Origin of the sequence: Desulfosporosinus sp. FKB (assembly GCF_002196705.1) — a bacterium.
GTDB lineage: Bacteria > Bacillota > Desulfitobacteriia > Desulfitobacteriales > Desulfitobacteriaceae > Desulfosporosinus.
Map to the genome: position 1 here is coordinate 213,078 of NZ_NADJ01000037.1, position 18,913 is coordinate 231,990.

The 18,913-nt window shown below is 42.0% G+C and carries 19 protein-coding genes and 1 riboswitch; of the genes, 2 read left to right on the plus strand and 17 right to left on the minus strand.

All coding sequences use genetic code 11. From position 1 onward, the window contains the following. Positions 1-68 precede the first annotated feature (68 nt). The 12 genes from B5Y67_RS16080 to B5Y67_RS16140 all read right to left on the minus strand — a co-directional run bounded on the left by B5Y67_RS16080 (position 69) and on the right by B5Y67_RS16140 (position 12,836). A complete protein-coding gene (locus tag B5Y67_RS16080) occupies positions 69-356 on the minus strand; it encodes a hypothetical protein (protein WP_088227439.1) in 288 nt (95 codons plus the stop codon). A 492-nt stretch (positions 357-848) separates the two neighbouring features. Then, positions 849-1,880, minus strand: a complete 1,032-nt coding sequence (locus B5Y67_RS16090) for an epoxyqueuosine reductase (protein ID WP_088227534.1) — start codon at positions 1,878-1,880, stop codon at positions 849-851. A 165-nt stretch (positions 1,881-2,045) separates the two neighbouring features. Beyond that, positions 2,046-2,486, minus strand: coding sequence for a MarR family winged helix-turn-helix transcriptional regulator (locus B5Y67_RS16095; RefSeq protein ID WP_088227441.1), 441 nt, complete (start codon positions 2,484-2,486; stop codon positions 2,046-2,048). A gap of 333 nt (positions 2,487-2,819) precedes the next feature. After that, positions 2,820-3,326 carry a hypothetical protein gene (locus tag B5Y67_RS16100; protein ID WP_242975999.1) on the minus strand — a complete coding sequence of 169 codons (507 nt, stop codon included), beginning with the start codon at positions 3,324-3,326 and terminating at the stop codon, positions 2,820-2,822. Continuing rightward, a complete protein-coding gene (locus B5Y67_RS16105; RefSeq protein WP_088227442.1) occupies positions 3,280-5,019 on the minus strand; it encodes a hydantoinase B/oxoprolinase family protein in 1,740 nt (579 codons plus the stop codon). The genes B5Y67_RS16100 and B5Y67_RS16105 overlap by 47 nt, the downstream gene beginning before the upstream one ends. Continuing rightward, positions 5,000-7,078, minus strand: a complete 2,079-nt coding sequence (locus tag B5Y67_RS16110; RefSeq protein WP_088227443.1) for a hydantoinase/oxoprolinase family protein — start codon at positions 7,076-7,078, stop codon at positions 5,000-5,002. The genes B5Y67_RS16105 and B5Y67_RS16110 overlap by 20 nt, the downstream gene beginning before the upstream one ends. Before the next feature lie 12 nt (positions 7,079-7,090). Beyond that, entirely contained in the window at positions 7,091-8,464 is a 1,374-nt protein-coding gene (locus B5Y67_RS16115) for a UbiD family decarboxylase (RefSeq protein ID WP_088227444.1), read from the minus strand. A gap of 71 nt (positions 8,465-8,535) precedes the next feature. Beyond that, positions 8,536-9,066, minus strand: a complete 531-nt coding sequence (locus B5Y67_RS16120) for a hypothetical protein (protein WP_088227445.1) — start codon at positions 9,064-9,066, stop codon at positions 8,536-8,538. A 32-nt stretch (positions 9,067-9,098) separates the two neighbouring features. Beyond that, on the minus strand, positions 9,099-9,842 hold the full coding sequence (locus B5Y67_RS16125; RefSeq protein WP_088227446.1) for an energy-coupling factor transporter transmembrane component T: 744 nt from the start codon (positions 9,840-9,842) through the stop codon (positions 9,099-9,101). Further along, positions 9,817-11,361, minus strand: coding sequence for an ABC transporter ATP-binding protein (locus B5Y67_RS16130; protein WP_088227447.1), 1,545 nt, complete (start codon positions 11,359-11,361; stop codon positions 9,817-9,819). The genes B5Y67_RS16125 and B5Y67_RS16130 overlap by 26 nt, the downstream gene beginning before the upstream one ends. Positions 11,362-11,439: 78 nt before the next feature. After that, positions 11,440-11,616, minus strand: a riboswitch (cobalamin riboswitch). 82 nt (positions 11,617-11,698) lie between these two features. Then, the gene (locus B5Y67_RS16135; RefSeq protein ID WP_088227448.1) at positions 11,699-12,193 is read right to left on the minus strand and encodes a peptide deformylase; all 495 of its coding nucleotides are present in this window, start codon (positions 12,191-12,193) and stop codon (positions 11,699-11,701) included. 178 nt (positions 12,194-12,371) lie between these two features. Next, positions 12,372-12,836: a DUF523 domain-containing protein gene (locus B5Y67_RS16140; protein ID WP_088227449.1), complete on the minus strand. Its 465-nt coding sequence runs from the start codon at positions 12,834-12,836 to the stop codon at positions 12,372-12,374. A 336-nt stretch (positions 12,837-13,172) separates the two neighbouring features. On the opposite strand from B5Y67_RS16140, the gene B5Y67_RS16145 reads away from it, so the two are divergent. After that, a complete protein-coding gene (locus B5Y67_RS16145; RefSeq protein ID WP_242976000.1) occupies positions 13,173-13,769 on the plus strand; it encodes a YdeI family protein in 597 nt (198 codons plus the stop codon). Positions 13,770-13,872: 103 nt separating this feature from the next. On the opposite strand, the gene B5Y67_RS16150 is transcribed toward B5Y67_RS16145, so the two are convergent. Then, on the minus strand, positions 13,873-14,250 hold the full coding sequence (locus tag B5Y67_RS16150) for a MerR family transcriptional regulator (RefSeq protein ID WP_088227450.1): 378 nt from the start codon (positions 14,248-14,250) through the stop codon (positions 13,873-13,875). Between the two features lie 203 nt (positions 14,251-14,453). Between B5Y67_RS16150 and B5Y67_RS16155 the strand changes: the two genes are divergently transcribed. Beyond that, a complete protein-coding gene (locus B5Y67_RS16155; protein WP_207652425.1) occupies positions 14,454-15,407 on the plus strand; it encodes an amidohydrolase family protein in 954 nt (317 codons plus the stop codon). Positions 15,408-15,440: 33 nt separating this feature from the next. Here the strand turns inward: B5Y67_RS16155 and B5Y67_RS16160 are convergent, their stop codons facing one another. From B5Y67_RS16160 to B5Y67_RS16175, 4 genes are all read right to left on the minus strand, one after another. Beyond that, positions 15,441-16,001, minus strand: a complete 561-nt coding sequence (locus B5Y67_RS16160) for an arsinothricin resistance N-acetyltransferase ArsN1 family B (RefSeq protein ID WP_088227451.1) — start codon at positions 15,999-16,001, stop codon at positions 15,441-15,443. A gap of 187 nt (positions 16,002-16,188) precedes the next feature. After that, positions 16,189-16,992 (minus strand): PhzF family phenazine biosynthesis protein, encoded by an 804-nt coding sequence (locus B5Y67_RS16165; protein ID WP_088227452.1) that lies wholly within the window; start codon positions 16,990-16,992, stop codon positions 16,189-16,191. A gap of 35 nt (positions 16,993-17,027) precedes the next feature. Next, positions 17,028-18,137 carry a 4Fe-4S binding protein gene (locus B5Y67_RS16170; RefSeq protein WP_088227453.1) on the minus strand — a complete coding sequence of 370 codons (1,110 nt, stop codon included), beginning with the start codon at positions 18,135-18,137 and terminating at the stop codon, positions 17,028-17,030. Positions 18,138-18,246: 109 nt separating this feature from the next. Further along, the gene (locus B5Y67_RS16175; RefSeq protein WP_088227454.1) at positions 18,247-18,669 is read right to left on the minus strand and encodes a MarR family transcriptional regulator; all 423 of its coding nucleotides are present in this window, start codon (positions 18,667-18,669) and stop codon (positions 18,247-18,249) included. Positions 18,670-18,913 lie beyond the last annotated feature (244 nt).

An 18,913-nucleotide genomic window follows, 5' to 3' on the forward strand; every position in this document is an offset into this window, starting at 1 on the left:
CTGCAATCTACTTAAATTGAAATACCCTCCCAAATAGAATCTGAAGGGTATTTCAAAAATCATAAGACTTAACGATTAATTTCTAAAAACTCAAGAGCTAGATTGTCAAATTCTCTGCTATTACTGAACATGGCCGGATGAGAAACAGACAGCCCTCTCAAACTGACTGCTGCTTCTCCGGAAGATCTGACAGCACAAGTCAACTCCTTATTAGAATCAGGCAAAATTTCACAGCAAATGGCCGATAAAATTTTGACGGGAAGTAAATCAATAACTTCGTCACAAGGCAATAAACTTTCCGTCAGTAAAAAATCAATCTCCTTTATGCTTAAGAACGGATCAGGAGATCCTGTCACCTTTTCCGCTTCCTCGGCGGCAGACGTGAAAACTCAAGTTGAATCCCTCTTAAGTTCCGGTAAAATCACCCAGCAGCAGGCTGATAAAATATTTCAACTCATTAAATAAGCTTCAGTTGGGGAATAATTAAGCTATCCCTAAATCTGAACCAGCGGTCCGGGTACTTTGGTGCTCGGGCCATCATTATTAAAATCCGGTGAGAAATGAAATCTTATCTTATACCAAAGGAAAACTCTAGCAATAGCTTAGTAAGAAGGGATTAATTGTGTCTGCGTTTCTGCTCCTGATCGAAGATGACCTTGATCTGGCAAATGCCATTAAAATGGGAATAGAAGACGGGATTCGATCTCTGTCGGGAACTTAGGCGCACCAGCAATATACCCGTACTGTTTCTTACTGCCCGCAGCTCAGAAACGGACAAAGTGGTCGGCTTGGAATTAGGCGGAGACGACTACATACGGTCTTACAGGTTTTTAAGAACAAAAACGATCTTAGTTATAGAGCTCAAGACAAATTGATCGTGCCATCTCACGAATTTTTTCATTTTCATCATCACAGGCAGCTGTGATATAAGGTTTATATGCTTCTTGGTAGTTATTTCTCATAAAACACAATGTGTTAACTTTCCATTTCCAAATTTCATCTGACGACAAGTAAAAAAACTTCGGTTGTACTCGCTCCCTATAAAAATCCAAATGCATATTCATGATGTTTTCAGGAGTAAGTTTAGGAGCAAGATTAGACAAGCCTGGAAAATCTTCATTCTCCTGCCATTTTCCTTTGTTCATGGGACAGACATCTTGACAAATATCACAGCCGTAAATGCAATTTGCAAAATGTTTATTGAGAGGTTCATGAGGCAGATCTCGGCCGCCAAAGGTCGTCAAGAAAGAAATACAGGCAGTTGGAAGCATAGTATATTCTGCAGACAGCGAGTGAGTTGGGCACGACTCCATACATCGTTTACAACCCTTGGGGCACTGGGGAAGACTGGAAGTTTCGATCAACTCCATTTCCTTGTCCGTTAGCCATGCTTTCAAACCCACCCACGAACCAGACTGAGTGTAAAAGAAATTGTTACGGCGTATGATTCCAAGTCCTGCTTGCATGGCAGCCCACCGCATCCCAACAATACCAAATTTCGAGTTAGTTTCGATTCGCAGGCCCAGTTCCTGCATGTATTTTTCTATGTCCTGATTAGCCTGATACTCTTTTGTATTGGTGTCAACGCGAGCATCAAATAAAAATGATTTTGCGATATGACCTTTCACCGATGGTGGGATTTTATACTTACCATAACGTGATACAACAACTACTACTGACTTAGCCCACGGATATTCAGCTCGAGGATCAACCAGACGGCGTTGTCTTTGGTAAAATGGCTCTGAGGCGGGAACTTTCTGAATGCGTTCCTCAAATCTTTCAGCATATCCTTCCATCGCCTTGAGTGGAATAATGCCACACTTTTCATAACCTAATTCATAAGCCTTACTTTGAATCATTTGTTCCATTTTACCTAACATCTGATCACCCCTACTTATTATTTTCCGCATGTTTTCCTCTCCTTCAGGCAAAATAAATAATTTTTGTCAAACCTTAAATTAGGTTAATTAATATGTGTATATACACATATTAATTAACCTAATTTCATTCTATTTATTAAATCCAACCACTTTCCGTAGATCTTACTAAACTAATAATTCTAGTTTTGATAGTAATCGTTCAAAATCATCTAATTCCGCCGCTCCAAAATATTCCTCCAGTGATGCTTGGGCTTCTCTCCATAATACCATAGCGTCAGTCAGTGCGGCTTTGCCAGCTTCGGTGAGTGTCACCAACCTAGAGCGCGAATCTTTACCGATGGTAACCCTTATTAAGCCGACATTAATCAGAGGTTTCATATTCCTATTCAAAGTAGTTCTGTCAATGTTCATGTTCCGAGCTAGCTCGCTAATATTCAAAGCCTCAACCATTTTTAAATTTTGCAATAGTGAATACTGGGTAACTTTAAGCCTGCTTGGTTCCAATACCTTGTCATAAAACTGGGTTACAGCCCGGGACGCTCGTCTTAAGTTCAAACAGTGACAAGGACTTTTAGCTTTGGGCATGCGTTTAACAATTTGATTCATTTGACCTATCGCCTTTCAGCATTAAGGATTTTGAAAGTGTATATGCACATAAATTATTATAATAATATACCTAACCTCAAATCCTGTCAATGTTCAGCATGAATAGGTAGCTTTCTTCTAACTCTGCATTTGGATTGGCTTCTTCAAATATTTTTCGGACGCTTGTAGCCGGCTCCATCGCATAACGAATATCTATCCGTTTTTATAAATAAAGCCCTGCATATTAGTGGATTTGAACCACTATTTATGCAGGGTTTTGTTTAATGAGGGGCGTTTATGCATTTTGCATCAACCCCTTCGTTAATTTTTGCAGTATATAAACAGTTTTATATCTTAGGACTGGTTTGCTTTAGCAGAAGCATTCTGATAACCAGAACCGGCCCGGTTCTTAATTGCAGAATCCAAGTTCGGTCCTTGAAGGACGGTCCAGTAATATTTTGCCGCAATTGCGTAGGAAGTAGCATTATTCTCTAACACCAAAGCATCCGCTGAGTCTAAGAGTTTGTTATAGGTGTTAAGGATTTTCTGAGAGGCTGTCGTCTTATCCCCTGACGAGACCAATGGGCTCTCATAAAGAGTATTGTAAAATGCTAAAGCTTGTACATAGAAATCGCCCCTGGGCTGCTGAGGGATTTCATAGTTATACCAATAATCTCCGTTCGTCATCAATGACTGAGGATCAAACGCCAGGTCCCCGCTGTGCATAGGATGATCAATATTAAGGCTTACTTTTAGTATTTGCCTGCGTGACGAACTTTCCTTCTGGTAATATTTGTGAGGATTTGAACTAAGTTTATTCTCTCCCCATACAGCGTAATTTTTCTGTTTGCTCTTGATCAATGCCCTTATCTGTTAAGACTACTCCATAATCTTGTCTGGCCTTAAGTAAGGAAATAATTCCATCTCGAACATCCTGTCTAACCAACTCAGGATCTCGCTGATAAGGGTCTCCCCAACCGCCGCCACCTGAAGAAATAATTGTGAGAACTTCCCCATTTGGCAACGAACGAGCTCCTTCTTTGCTTCTTAGGTAAATAGTTTGTTCCTCTATTGATGTTAATTCAACCTGATTCAAACTTCCCGGTTTACCCGTAGAAGAGCCAAAAGGTGGTATTTTCATTCCATCGCCAAACATGACAATATTTGTATTATCGCCATAAAATTTGAGGCTATATCGGATACCTGGTCCTCCGCGCCACATTCCTGAACCTGCGCTATCCATTTCAAGTTCATGGCACAAGGTCAGATGGGGATATTGGATCTCATTGACCTCAATATTGGGCGCGCGCACACCTCCATAGTTTGAAAGCGGAGCCATGTAAGGATTGCCGTCCCGGCCTTCTATTCCTCCTCCGGAACCCAACGCACAGAAAGCAAAACCTACGTAGAATTCATGATTCCTCGGATCGATACCATAGAAAGACGGACCGCAATAACGTCCAAAACCGGCTGGCAGTTGTTCACAGGCTACAGGTTCCAAAGCTTGAAAAATAGCACTAATGATCTCACTTGCGGGAGTCAACGTACTCAAGGTCACAGGAGCGGGATCTGCGGGATTTAGGAGGCTTCCCCTAGGCAAGAATACATGTATTGCTCTAAAGGCCCCGCTATTACGTGGAATATGAGAACCCAAGGCCCATAGAGCACCGATCCAAGCGGCAGATGTACTTGTCACTGAGGCAGAGTTGACGAAACCTAGAACCTGCGAATCAGTTCCGGAAAAGTCGAGAGTCATCTTTTCCTCTACAACCTTAACCGTAACCTTAATTTTAATCGGATCAGCTTGAAAGCCGTCGTCGTCTACCCATTCTTCGCCGGAATATTCTCCATCCGGGATTCGTTTTATAGCTTGGAGCGTGAGTTCTTCCGCATGATTCAAAAGGTATTCCACCGTTTCTTTGATTCGGTCCGCAGAGTAGTGATTCAATAATTCCCTTAAACGGGCAATTCCGATATTGTTTGCACCAATTTGCGACCACAAATCACTTTGAAGCATTTGCGGATTTCTGACATTGCGCAGGATCAACTCCTGAACCTCAGGGATTATCTGGCCCCGACTTATTAATTTGATGGGAGGTATACGTAAACCTTCCTGGAAAATCTCAGTTGCTTTGGGATTATAACTACCGGCGACAGAACCTCCGATATCTCCATGGTGAGCTCTGCTAACACAATAAAAGAGAATCTCTCCATTTTCAATTAACGGTGAAATAATTCCTATATCCGGCAGATGATTTCCACCTTGATAAGGATCATTGATGATAAAGACATCACCTTCATGAATCTGACCATGGTACTTTTTAATGACTTCCTGAACGCTAAAAGTTCCTGCTGCGGCTAAAATTGGGATGCCATTGATCTGGGAAACTAACTCTCCTTTTCCGTTGCATATACCACAGGCAAAATCGCATGCCTCGGCAAAAATCGGGGATCTGGATGACCTTTCCAATGCCCAGCCCATTTCTTTGGTGATCGTATCCAAGCGATTCGCAATTACAGAACGCTCAATAACCTCATCCACTTTGGCATTCATTTAGAGCATCCCTTCCTAAATAGATTAACAAGTTTCCTAACTGATCGATGTAAGCCTGACAATTGTACTCTAATAAAACAGTGGTGTACTCTTTTTTAATGACAGCGGGTCCCTTTAAGCACATCCCTGGCTTCAAATTTTTCCGCCGATAACTCTTGAGCGTTTGAAACTTCCCGTTTAGATATAATGAACACATGCCATCGTCTGGCGTTTCCAGAATTGTATAATGCTCTGTTTGGGCCGAAGGAATTTTTTCCTTCTCTTTGACGAGCAGTTTTAAATTAACCAGTGTTAATGATTTCTCAGTCTGACAATAACCGTAAAGCCTTTGATGTTGGGCATGGAATTCCTGACCCAACTGCTGCCAAACCGGAAAGTCCGAAACGTCGCAAGGCAATTCGATGCTAATTTCATGATGTTGATCAGGATATTTTAAATCTGCTGACCAAACATAACTATGCTGATCCTTAGTAATACCAAGCCGAGACATTTCCTGATCCGCCTGATCCTTAAGTTTACGCAGCGTTTGCTGCAAATTCGAGTTAACGCTTTCACCTAAAGGTTCGAAGATGGTACTCGATACCTCAACTTGAAAAGGAGCATAATGCAACCCTTGAGCACAAAAAACCGGAGCCATTTCGGGGACCACGACCTTATTTATACCAATTCCAGCCGCCAATGCTGTTGCAAATAAGGGCAGAGCACCTCCAACTGCTGCCAAGGAGAACAAACGTGGATCATATCCTTTTTTGACAGTCATGAGATAGACCGCATCAATCATGAGCGAGAGGGCTACCTTATAAATGGCGTAGGCTGCTTCAGGCACAGATAACCCTAAGGGATGGGCAATTTTTGTTTCAATGGCCTTAAAGGCTTGCTCCACATCTAATATCATTCGTCCACCCAAGAAATCATGAGCATCAATTAAACCCATCACGAGAGCAGCATCAGTAATCGTCGGTTCTGCCCCTCCTAAGCCATAACAAGCCGGTCCTGGATTAGCCCCTGCAGAATGAGGTCCAACCCGCAGCATCCCACCATGATCCAGCCAGGCAACACTTCCCCCGCCCGCACCTACAGTATGAATATCTAACATCGGTAATTGGAGCGGGTATCCAGCAACCTCTGACTGGGGTGTTACTTCCATCTTGCCTCGGCGGATTAGGGAAACATCGAAGCTGGTTCCCCCCATATCTGTTACGACCAATTCTGAAAGTGATAACTCATGAGCTAAGGCCCAGCCCCCTTTTACTCCTCCGGCCGGACCGGAAAAAAGGGTAGAAACTGCTTTCTTTCTTGCTTGGAACAGATCTGTCAGCCCGCCATTATTCTGGGCGATTGATATAGGTACTTTTAGACCGAAATCCTGCAGATGATTGCTTATTTCCAGTAAATAATTGCTTAACAACGGGCTGAGCCGAGCATTTAAGACTGTTGTAGAGGTTCGTTCATATTCCCCTACTTGTGAGGAAAGTTCTGATGACAACGATATAAAAACGTTGGGCAGGAGAGCCTGCAATAAATACTTAAACTCTTTTTCATGCGCAGGATTACGGCAGGCAAACAGCAAACATACGGCAACAGATTCAATCTCTTCTTGTGCTAAAAACTCAGCGATTTCCGCTATTTGCGCTTGATCAATACTTATTAGCGGCACTCCTCGATAATCCATCCTCTCCCGCAAACCAATCCGCAGATACCTGGGAACTAAAACGGGAGGTAAAGGCTGGCTGAAATTCCATTGTTCCGACAGTTGAGAGCGCCGTAATTCTATCGCATCACGAAAACCTGCGGTGGTAATCAAGGCCGTCTTTGCTCCCTGCCCCTGGAGCAAAGCGTTAATTCCCACAGTTGTACCATGCACAAATTTATCAATTTGCGGCATAAATTCTTTAAGTTGAAGGTCTAATTTTCGAGCCAAGTCACTTAATCCTGAGATTATGGTTTCTTTTGGGTCTTCCCGCTTAGAAGGAATCTTTGCTGTCATTGCGCGCCCTTGTTTGTCCCTCACAATAAAATCAGCAAACGTTCCTCCGATGTCTACAGCGATTTCGTACATTCCTTGCCTCCTCTATAAACCAAAAGATCCCATGAAACGACGAATCTGTTGTTGAACTTCTGCTGACATTTCAACGGTCGGTGCAAACCCTGAGAGAGGTTTCGTCGCATCTATACCCATTTTTGAGGTGCGGCTTAACTCATCGGATGACGGATCGAGGGTACAGCCCATACCCATATGCTGTGGTACAATCGTCACACCCCGATCGGCTTGCAGTCGGGTGGCCATGGCCCAGAGAACCTGGCGTTCATCAAAAACATCCACATCCTCATCGACAACCACCACCATTTTCAGATTATGATCAACCGAAAAGGCCGTAAAAATTGCTTGCTGGGCTTGCCCCTCGGCAATCTTTTTCAGGGAAATATAGCAGTGAAATAACCCGCAGGCCGAAACCGGAGCATGGACATTTTTGACATTAGGGAGAGTTCTGTTCAGTGCATTTAAGACATCCCCTTCTCTTTGGACCGCAACAATGGTAATATGTTCAGAACTCATTCCCGGTGTTATGTCTTGAAAGAGAGGTTTCGTTCGGTATTGTATTGCTTTTACCCGGAAAACATTTTCCGTACTGCGATAACAAGCATAATTCGTAAATTCTGCAAATGGCCCTTCAGATTCCCGCTCTCCGGCGACAATTTCTCCCTCAATAACTATCTCGGCGAATGCAGGAACCATTAGATCGACTGTTTTACAGCGGGCGACTTCCAAAGGAGCACCGAATAATCCTCCCATAGCCGCAAATTTACCGAGATGATATGGGACTAAGGCCATAGAACCCATAGATATGTTCGGATGAATGCCCAGAACTACCGCTGCTTCGAGAGATTTGCCCAGTTCTTCCGAACGACGGAAATACTCCCAAAGACGTTGACGGGAATGAAGACTTATCCCTAATTTGTCCTTCCCTTTTAGCTGCATCCGATGATATCCTGCGGTTTCAACTCCTGTTTCCGGGTCTTTGGCAATGACTAAGCCCGCAGTGATATAAGGTCCGGCATCAATCGGAAAGTGAGTTAAAATTGGCAATTTAAAAAGGTCTGCCTCGGAACCAATAAATACATTCTCCCGGAAAGGTGCTTCATCTACCTCCACAGGGTCAATTCGCTGATTAATACGTTTAGAATATTCAGCTGCCAGTTCATGAGGTGCAACCTCCAGCGCTAAAGCCAGACGTTCACGAGGAGCCAGGACATTGGCAGCCACAGAAATAGCATGACCTTTTATGTTGTCAAAAATCGTTAACGGGTACCGGCGGGCTTTCTCCAGTTCCATTATCAAAGTACTTATCTCATACTTAGGGTCTATCTCCTCTTGAACCCGGATAACCTCCGACGGATTTTGAGATTTAACGCGTTCAATGAATCCTCTCAAATCCTGTTCCAACTAAAATACCTCCTTTAGTATCAAACGCTTTTTTGGCCTATTTTCCGTTGAGGATCTACTTTAAATTGTTTTTAGAGTAATGCTGATTTCTGTAAAGAACCATAAACACTCTTCGTCAGGCTTCCTGCGACGATGGTTCCTACTAAAGCTGTCAGCGCAGAAGACAAAAAGGCAATTTTCCAGTCAAGATGGATAACATAAATCAAGCCGATTGTAACGCATAGGTTGCCGATAACATTACAGCCCAACATAGCTACAAGGTGGTGGCTTAATTTCGTCATAGATAACTTAACAGCAATCAATGAGTAAACAATGGATCCGATAGTATTGGCAAATAAGAAGAAAAATGCTAAAGGGGAATAGGCTGTTGCCATGGCTACAATAGCTTCCACTAATCCTGCAATAATACCCGCTGGTTGTTTGTACATTAAAACAATGAGTCCCGTAAAGAATGCCCAACATGTACCATTAAGCAGTAAGAGAGTGGGATCTAAAATACCGTCGATTCGTCCCGTTATCTGCTCCATGATCACAAATACAATCCCGATAATGACAGCTCCTACAAGTGCTTTGGTGTCAGTCCTAAACAATTTTTCTTTCACGTTATTCTCCTCCTAAATCATTAATTATGGTCTTATATTAATGGCAACAGCCTTGTTGTTATGCTGAGGCTTATTACCAAGAACATCGCGACAATTATTACAACATCGTAAGACTTCAGAGCTATATCCGATGAAAACGTTCGGTTTTTGCTCCGCCCGTAACCTCTTAACTCCATTGCTAAGGCTATTTCCGTTGAGCGACGAACAGCACGATACAAAAAAGGCAGGAACGTTGGAATAATTGCTTTCAGATCGTCCCAAACGCTATCCATTTTGAGGCCCCGGGTTCGCTGGCTGTCGATGATCGACTGATATTCTTCCTTCATAAGGGGTAAAAAACGGACAGCTAGTCCCACCAGCATGGCAAAACGATAGGGAATTTCAAATTTCACGAGCATTAGGGTAAAGTCTTGAGCTGAGGCGGAGGTAAAGAACTGTAGACTGGCATAGAAAATAAGTGTCGCTTTCAGTATGCCGGTAATCGCCAGCGGCAGAGAATCGCTGTAGATTTTAATGATGCCCCATTGATAGATTAAAGTACCCTCCCGGCAAAACAGTAACTGAATAATCAAGATCTGAAGTCCCAAAAGCAAAAGAATGATGACCATAGCCTTAGAGTGTTTAAATGAACCACTTAGAATTAACGAGGACGTAATACACACTAGTAACGTAATTCCTAATTGAGCAGCAGTTTGACTGAGCAGTGCAAAGTAAATCATCAAAATATACCAGACAAGCTTAGTGCGGGGATCAAACTTCGGAAGTGCCAGTGTCATCATAACCCTCCTTGAAAGTTACAGTGTTTGGGAAATCCAGACCAATCGCCTTCAGTTCCTCACGATGTCTCTCTATGTCTTTTGTCTCAATATCCAGCCTGATGCGATGCTTATATAGGGCAACTAAGCGGTTTGAATAGTCTTTTGCCATGGCCAGATCATGGGTAATTAACAGAATGGTTTTGCCATTGTTCGATAAGTCGTAGAGTTTCTCCATAATCACGTAACCTTGGTTCTCATCCAGGCCAGAGGTAGGCTCATCAGCAATAATGAACTCCGGATCACCGGCAAGTATCGATGCTAATGCCAGAAGTTGACGCTGACCACGGCTTAGACGCTGGGGATGCATTTCCTTGTAATCCGCCAGTCCTACGAATTGCAAACATTCATCAACTTTCTGATTTAGAAAATCATTTCGTTCACCCCTTAGCTTTAAGGAAAAACCCACCTCTTCCTCCAATGTGCTAGCAAAAATCTGGTGGTCTGGGTTTTGAAATAAAAACCCCACACGAGCCCGAATCATTCCAAGGTTTTTTTTATGGATAATCTGATCAAATAAGCGAATTTCACCCTTTGCAGGCTTTAGCAAACCTATAAGCAATTTCGCCAAGGTCGATTTTCCCGAACCATTCAAACCGACAACTGACAAAAAATCACCCTTATAAACTTCTAAATTAATATCTTCACAACCCGGTAATTGATTATTGTACTGATAGGAAACATCACTGATTTTAGCTATAGTCTCCCTGGGTTTTTTTCTGTCAAGATTATAATGCATGCTATCTCTGAACATTTCTTTTCGGTCCTTAATTTGAACCTGGTAATATTCCCCGGGTGAGTACTCTTTTATAATTTCACCGCCTTTAAGCATTAAAACTCTATTAGCATAGTTAAGCACTTCCTCAATTCGGTCCATAACCAAGACAATCGTGAGATTTTGAGTTTTATTTAACTCCCCAAGCCGCTTATATATCTCATGGCGGCCCTGTGGGTCCAGTTCGGCAGTCGGTTGATCAAGAATTAAAATCGGAACTTTGAGGGCTAATACTCCTGCTAAAACAACGCGTTGGGCCTGCCCGCCTGAAAGAGAAGAAGTTTGTCTATTTTCGTAACCACGCAAACCCACAAACTCCAGCGTATTTTTAACAACCTGATCAATTTGTTCATAAGGAAGTTCTTGATTTTCGAGTCCGAAGGCAACGTTCTCGCAGACATTTAAACTAATAATTTGATTATCGGGTTCCTGCATCATGTATCCCATATAGTCCGACATTCTATTGAGCGGCATTTCTTTAATGTCTTGTCCCAAAATTGTTACTGTTCCTGTTAATTCTGCGTTATGGTAATGAGGAATCGCACCAGTAATGACGTGTAATAATGCTGATTTTCCCGAAGCCACCCCCCCGGTAATGACGATAAAATCTCCTTGATTAATTTCTAAATTAATGTTTTTAAGTACGGGCTTATCATTATTCGGAAACTTGAGTTTATCAATTTTAATTTTGGCAATTACTTTCATGGCAATTTCAATCTCCTGTAATTTTGACTAAGAACAAAAAAGTCCTAGCTTAAAAAAGCTAGAACTTTACCTTTGTCCTCTTTGCATTATTTTATAGGCAGGTTTCCTGACTTATAGACTCAAATGTACGCCTTCCCAGTTACCCAGTGGCATATGTACATTTTCAACGTCTAATTACAGTGGTGGGTCCGTCCAGGATTTTTACCTGGTTCCCTATTATCCCCGATTTGGGGCACCTATAAAAAATTGTATTTAATTTGCTAACTATAAAAATAATAGAATAGTTTGTTTAGTTTGTCAATGAATTTCTACGCCAGATGCCTGACTTTCAGTTGCCTCAATTAGACAATTCACTTCGCAAAAAGAATGATTTATTATCAATCGCTCTCATCGTAGCCAAGATCCCGTCGAGGTGGTCATACTCATGTTGTAGTAACTCTGACAAATCACCCTCTAGCATCATTTTTTGAGGTTTCCATTGCAGATCTAGGTATTCAATCATACATCTTTTATACCTCTTTACCCTAACCAGGAGTTGCGGAAAGCTCATACAATCGTCAATAATCTCCATCATTTCAGCATCGATAAACTCTAACGTTGGATTGATGAAAATGACAGGTTCATCAATATACATATATAATAGTCGTTTAAATATGCCTATCTGAGGAGCCGCAATAGCTCTACCTGCGCCGTATTTATTTCTAAAATCGATCAGTGTATCATGCAAATCATTGACAATCGGCGCTAATTCTTTTAGTTCGCTTTCTTGTACTGTTTCACTAACTTTATATAACTTTGAATTACCGAGTAAGAGAATCTCTCTGATTGCCATCCCTAAATTTTCACCTTTCTTTCAGTCTGCCAACATTTAATCTTTGCAACGCACTCCAGGTACGAATTTCCCACTCCGGAACTAAACTACCACCAAGACTTTATCGCAGCGGTCATTTTTTCTTGAACTTAGCGGGCGCAAGCGGCGGGAGGGATTTAGTTTCAATAATTTGACAGGTTTAGCTCTCCAAGTTAAGTTCCGAAGAAATTACATTTTTAAAGTCTTCTTCTGTATAAACCCTAATACCATTATCCAATAATAATTTAGCAGTGAATCCATTACCATTTAACAGAGTTCTGCTAAACGTCCCATCGTAAACCTGACCAAATCCACATGAGGGACTCCTTGCTTTCAAGATGGCGGTATTTATTCCGATGATTTTGGCAATAGTTAATGTTTGCTCTGCGCCACGTTTGTAAGCTTCAGTAAAATCTTCATTGTCTCTACTGATAACCTTTTTCTCACCATCATCGGTAACTAAAATTTCACAACTATCTCTCGGAATATTTAGACCGGCAATTACTTCCGGACATATTGGGATTGCTTTGCCATCTTTAACGAGTTTTTCTATCTCTTCAATTTTAGTATTTTTGCCATCATATCTACAATTAATTCCCGCAAGGCAGGCACTAACTAAAAGCAAACTCTACCCCCCCATTTTTGATAATATTTTCTAAAGCTTAAGACGCTTGCCAGAGTCCCGAGACTAAAACCCTCATCAAACGCCCTCCAGCTTGAAAACCGTCTCCGATGACCCTGACCCTACACAACACTCCTCACTCGACTATCAGCTAACCTTTATCGAGACGGTTACTTCGTCTTAAAGTTAACAGTACGCGTATATCATGGGGTGAGTGATTATTGAGGAAAGTATGGAAAATTTAGCTACTAATTAAGCTCAGGCTTTTCGCTAATCCTAAAGTTAATTCATAATCAAGTCAGACAAAAAGCTGCACATAAAATTTTAGAGGGGTGCTCCATGATGACAAATTACAAAATTCATCCTAAAGTTGAGGAATTTTTGAGTAAAGCCCAAAAGTGGCAAGATGAATATGAGAAGTTGAGAAATATTGTTCTTAGCTGTGGGTTGACCGAAGAATTTAAGTGGATGCATCCTTGTTACACATTTGAGGGAAAAAACATAGTTTTAATCCATGGATTTAAAGAATACTGTGCTCTTCTGTTTACCAAAGGTGCCTTGTTAAAAGATCCAAATGGTATCCTAATCCAACAAACGGAAAATGTTCAGCAGGGGCGCCAGATTCGCTTCACCAATGTTCAGGAAATAGTCGCTTTGGAAGCCATCTTAAAAGCCTATATCTATGAAGCCATTGAGGCGGAAAAAGCCGGCTTGAAGGTGACTAAAAAAGAGACTTCAGATTTCACTATTCCTGAAGAATTCCAGAAAAAATTAGATGAAAATCCTGCCTTAAAAGCTGCTTTTGAAACATTGACCCCTGGACGACAAAGGGCATACATTTTTTACTTTGCTCAGCCTAAACAATCTAAAACTCGGGAGTCAAGAGTTGAAAAATATATCCTGCAAATTCTCAATGGAAAGGGATTAAATGATTAGTACTTTTATACCTCCTTTTATTAACTCCTCACTTGACCACCAGCAAGGCTTTAGCCAAGCGGCTATTCTTTAGCTTTATAAGAATAGTAATGAACTAGTTTGCTCATCTATTGTCCGAAATGACTTGATTTATGATTTTATGATAGCGTTTCGCCTTTTCTTCCATAAATTCAACTCTTCTTGTTGCCTCCTCCAATTGCTCCCGTGCAATCTCCCTGTATTTTAAAATAATTTCATAACGAAGAGGAATTGAAGAATCTCCTTCCAGGTACAGATCAACAAAGTGTTTGACGTCCTTTATCGACATACCGCAATCCTTAAGATACTTCACCCTTATCAGCCAATTAAGCGATTCTTCGTCAAAAAGGCGATTGTTATATTTGTCGCGTTGTATGTTCGGTACCAAACCCTTGTCAGTATAATATCTGATGGTATGCTCTGTAAGGTTTGTTTTCTGAGCTATTTCTTTGACTGTGTACATTACTTTGCCCCCTCTTTGAAAAAAGTCTTGACTTCGTGTTACTCGAAGGCACTATAGTAACCATATCAAGAAAGGGAGGCGAAGTAAAGTACCCGACTACCCTCGAATAAGAGTACTTCTATCTTAATCACTTGGTGGAGAGAAACTTTCAAAAGTCAGAGACTGTTTCCACAATAATGATAAATTATAAGAGGAGAAAATCAATGACAATGCGTATCATAACTCTTGAAGAGCATTTTGCCTTTCCGGGCTTTTTGGACAGAATTGGCCAACAATCCTTTCATAACAAGGGTGAACAACTGTGCGACCTCAACGAACGTCGGATCACCGAAATGGATGCCGCCGGTATTGACATGCAGATGCTCTCACTGACCTCTCCCGGTACAGAGTCGTTAACTGGTGAGGAAGCCGTGAAAATGGCCATCAACGCCAATGAAATCCTGGCAGCGGCGATAGAACGTCATCCCAGTCGCTTCGCGGGCTTTGCCGCCCTGCCGACAGCTGCTCCCGACCTCGCCGCCGCTGAACTGGAACGTATGGTTTGCCAACATGGTTTCAAGGGTGCGGTGATCAATGGTCACATTCAGGGTCGCTACCTGGACGACAGATTCTTTTGGCCCATCATGGAACGGGCTGAAGCGCTTCAAGTGCCAATCCACCTGCATCCAGCGCCACCGCCGCAGCCGGTAATCGACGCCTACTACACCGGCAACTTCTCATCGGAGGTGACCAGTATACTTTCGACGGCAGGCTGGGGATGGCACATCGAAACTGCTGTCCATATCCTGCGTCTTATTCTCAGCGGAGTATTCGACCGCTATCCCAAACTGCAGATCATTATTGGCCACTTGGGCGAAGCTTTGCCTTTCATGTTGCCAAGGATCAATCAAGTTCTGCAGCCGAATCTAACCAAATTGCAGCGCCCGATGGCGTCCTACCTGAGAGAGAATATCCATTACACGTTCAGTGGCTTTAATTTTACCGCTGCTTTTCTCAATTTGTTGTTGGAAGTCGGCAGCGACCGCATTATGTTCTCAGTAGACTATCCTTACGGCTCGATGGAAAAGGGGCAAGCTTTCCTTTCTCAGTTGCCGGTCAGCAATTCTGAGAGGGAAAAGATCGCTCACGGCAATGCTGAACTACTCCTGCGTTTGTAAATAGTGCGGTTATTTAACATGATCGGTGGTCATCTAGTCAAGTGCCTCAAGTATCTTATGTTGTTCAATCATGCTTAAAGGAATTGGTTCGGTGGGTTCAGATGAATGATGTTTAAGAAACAATTCCCACCACCCTACATCATGCCATTGGCCAAATTTATATCCCGCTTTATTATATTGAGCTATCTTCTTAAAGCCAAAATACTCATGGATTCCAACACTTGATTCATTAGGCAAACAGATCCCTGCGTAAGCATTGCAATAACCTTGGAGTTTTAAGAGGGAAAGCAAGGCTGTATATAACGCCTTGCCGATTCCCTTTCCTCTACATTCCTTCCCAACATAGATAGAAACGTCGATCGCCCACCCGTAGGCAGCACGTTCACGATGCTTAGAAGCGTATGTATAGCCTAAAATTGTATTACTTTCTTCGTAAACTAACCATGGATTTTTCTGCAATACACGGTCAATTCTTGTCTCCATTTCATCATGGGAAGGAACATCGGTTTCAAAAGAAATTGATGTATTTTCAACGTATGGCCTATAAACGTCGAGAATTTGTAACGCGTCTTGCTTATTAGCAAGTCTAATCATAAGTGACACCTCTTTTTAAGTATGAAAAAGGCGCCGTCAGTTATCGTAACTGTCACGGCGCCTTTGCCTTATATTACTATGATAATTTTGAATTTCCGGTTTGTCAATTAGATCCTTCTTGCACCTCCACCAAGACCAACCAAGCCTCGGAAAGGACCTTCTTTTAGAGAACCGGTTTGATCACCATCTAGCAGAGTTTTTCCAATAACTTACCTTTGAAAATTGTGACAGCATTCCCTCTTAATAATACCCTATCTTCTAACACTTCTATATTTATTTCTCCGCCACGTTCAGAACACTGGTACGCTTTGAATTTGGCAATACCTAATTTGTCCCTCCAAAATGGGGCCAGAACACAATGTGCCGAGCCCGTTACTGGATCTTCAGGAACTCCAACTTCGGGCGCAAAAAATCTTGATACAAAATCATACTTACCTGAACTTTTAGCTGTTACAATGACTCCGTGCATCTCACATTCTAACAGTTTGGAAAGGTCAATCTGTATACCTCTAACTTCTTCTTCGGTTGCAACTTCAATTAAATAATTTTCTCTTGATATACCTTTAAAAATCGGTATTATTCCTCCTAAACCGTCTATTAGTAAACTCGGAACTTCATCTACCTCTGAATACTCTAGACGTGGAAAATCCATTTCAATTTTATCATCATTTATAAGATTAACAGTAAGCTTTCCACTTCGAGTATTGAATATAATAGGTTTCTCTTTTTCCCAAAATCCTTCTGTCCATAAGATATGGGCTGTTGCTAAAGTAGCATGCCCGCATAGATCTATCTCAAATGTAGGAGTGAACCACCTAAGTTTAAACTCATTGTTATCTCTTACCACAAAAGCGGTCTCAGATAAGTTCATCTCCTTAGCCATTTTAAGCATACTTTTAGCATCAGGAAATTCATCTAAAACGCATACTCCTGCTGGATTGCCCTTGAATCTTTCAGTAGTAAAAGAGTCTACTTGGTAAATATCAGTCATAATTAACCTCCATTATTAACGAAATCGAAATATGCCTAAACCCTTCCTTTCTCCCTGGCCATTCTTGTGAATTTTTCTCGTGTGTTCCGGGGGGGAACATACAAAACCGGTCGTCGGCTCATGGTTAATGCGCCTGTTGGGCAGCCGGAGGCACATACGCCGCATCCTATACAAACCTCTTTATTTACAACTGGAATTTCCGTTCCATTTCCGTCATTCTGCATGGTAATAGCTTCAATAGGACAGCGGCCGGTGCAGGTACCGCAGCCCGCACAATTTTCAGATTCTAATGCAGGAATAAAATTGCTGGGGTGCGTGACATATGTTCCGAATTCTTTAATGCCAGTCAGAATCACGCAGCAGCAGCTACAGCAGTGGCACATATAAGCAGGCTTATTCATCACATTATCGCAATTATGGACCAACCCAAGCTTTTCTGTTTCATCAAGCACCCGCAGCAAATCGTCCACTGTGGCTGGTTTTCCCATACCTCTGCGTATGACCCACTCTGCGGCGCTGCCCATGGAAGTACATACCTCTAAGGGAGCCTCACAGGCTTTACCAAGATGAGCTGCCTTATGACGGCAGGGGCATATGGAGATAGCACCTCCACCGGACTGCCGGATAATTTCTCCGGCCCTTTCGTAGGTTAATACCTCGGTTTCCACAGCTAACGGTATAAGGCGCTCATATACTACTGTCCTCATCATCTTGGTGTCAGACCTAGAGATTTCATCCCTGACTTCCTTGTCATGAAAGTAAGATTGAAAAAGTTCCGCTAAATCCTTCATATTTACATTATTCCGCACCCGCATGAAGGTATATTCAAAGAATCCAATGACCACCGGAGCCAACATATAATACACGGTGTCCTTCCGTGGGATGTCCAGCACCAATCCTTTATCGGCCATACCGCCCAGTACAGTCTTCAATTGCTCTCCCTTAATCCCAGTAATGCCTGTAATTTGTTCCAGAGTCATGGGAAGCAAAGGAAATTTACTGCCAACCTGGGCTTCGCTCTCGGTAAAGAGACGATGCAGAATTTCCATCAGGGTTTCGTTTATCGACGCCCCTTCTGGACTCCTGCTAATACGCTCCGCCAGTAACCTGTAAACCTCGTCTTTGTCATGAGTTAAGTGTCCCATAAAATATCCTCCTTTAAAATATTTTAGCTCCCGTCATTAACTGTCATTGACGAAAAATTAAGACGACCACTCAATAATTGACACATAAACTATATAGCCAAACAAAAAACTACTTACAGTATTCCTGTATTTTCTTCACAAAGGACATGACTCCATTCCATTCCGCATCATTTAAGGTTAATTTCAAGCTATCATTGAGATCTTGAGAAATGGGAAGTATTTGTTCGGCAAGATTTCTGCCTTTTAGAGTAAGGTTTATCTGAAAAGCCCGCCGATCCTCGGGATCAGTTCTTCTTTCGAGAAGACCTTCCTTCTCCATTCTATCGATTAATCCAGTGATAGCTGAGCTATCCAGAAACAGGCGTTCGGCCAACCCTTTTACACCTAAACCATCTTGTTCATAAAGAGCCAAAAGAATAAATGATTGAGCCAAAGTAAGTCCATAATCGGAATATTTGGCGTTATAATATTTTTGCAATGTCCTAGCAGCAATTCCCATTTGAAAGCAAACATAATCCTCAAATATAGGCACGGCAATAATCTCCTTATAATAGTTTATATGTTAATAGTCTATTATTCATTTATTAACATGTCAATAATCCTAAGAAAATATATTGTCTATTTTCTGAATATACCAAAGCATACAAAGTGATACATGCATCTTCCGAAGTCCTCTGCCGTTCCAGGGTTCTTTTTCAAAAACTTGAAATCGCCCAGGCATTTGGGCATTGGAGATGTGTTATTTACTTTTTGTGCGTGAATCGTGCAAAAACTAT

Excerpts from the sequence above, each read along its gene's own strand:
- B5Y67_RS16125 (WP_088227446.1), bottom strand. The coding sequence starts at position 9,842 with ATGACACTGGCACTTCCGAAGTTTGATCCCCGCACTAAGCTTGTCTGG.
- B5Y67_RS16155 (WP_207652425.1), top strand. The coding sequence starts at position 14,454 with ATGACAATGCGTATCATAACTCTTGAAGAGCATTTTGCCTTTCCGGGC.
- B5Y67_RS16160 (WP_088227451.1), bottom strand. The coding sequence starts at position 16,001 with ATGATTAGACTTGCTAATAAGCAAGACGCGTTACAAATTCTCGACGTT.
- B5Y67_RS16165 (WP_088227452.1), bottom strand. The coding sequence starts at position 16,992 with ATGACTGATATTTACCAAGTAGACTCTTTTACTACTGAAAGATTCAAG.
- B5Y67_RS16170 (WP_088227453.1), bottom strand. The coding sequence starts at position 18,137 with ATGGGACACTTAACTCATGACAAAGACGAGGTTTACAGGTTACTGGCG.
- B5Y67_RS16090 (WP_088227534.1), bottom strand. The coding sequence starts at position 1,880 with ATGTTAGGTAAAATGGAACAAATGATTCAAAGTAAGGCTTATGAATTA.
- B5Y67_RS16110 (WP_088227443.1), bottom strand. The coding sequence starts at position 7,078 with ATGTACGAAATCGCTGTAGACATCGGAGGAACGTTTGCTGATTTTATT.
- B5Y67_RS16145 (WP_242976000.1), top strand. The coding sequence starts at position 13,173 with ATGATGACAAATTACAAAATTCATCCTAAAGTTGAGGAATTTTTGAGT.
- B5Y67_RS16150 (WP_088227450.1), bottom strand. The coding sequence starts at position 14,250 with ATGTACACAGTCAAAGAAATAGCTCAGAAAACAAACCTTACAGAGCAT.
- B5Y67_RS16105 (WP_088227442.1), bottom strand. The coding sequence starts at position 5,019 with ATGAATGCCAAAGTGGATGAGGTTATTGAGCGTTCTGTAATTGCGAAT.
- B5Y67_RS16130 (WP_088227447.1), bottom strand. The coding sequence starts at position 11,361 with ATGAAAGTAATTGCCAAAATTAAAATTGATAAACTCAAGTTTCCGAAT.
- B5Y67_RS16135 (WP_088227448.1), bottom strand. The coding sequence starts at position 12,193 with ATGGCAATCAGAGAGATTCTCTTACTCGGTAATTCAAAGTTATATAAA.
- B5Y67_RS16095 (WP_088227441.1), bottom strand. The coding sequence starts at position 2,486 with ATGAATCAAATTGTTAAACGCATGCCCAAAGCTAAAAGTCCTTGTCAC.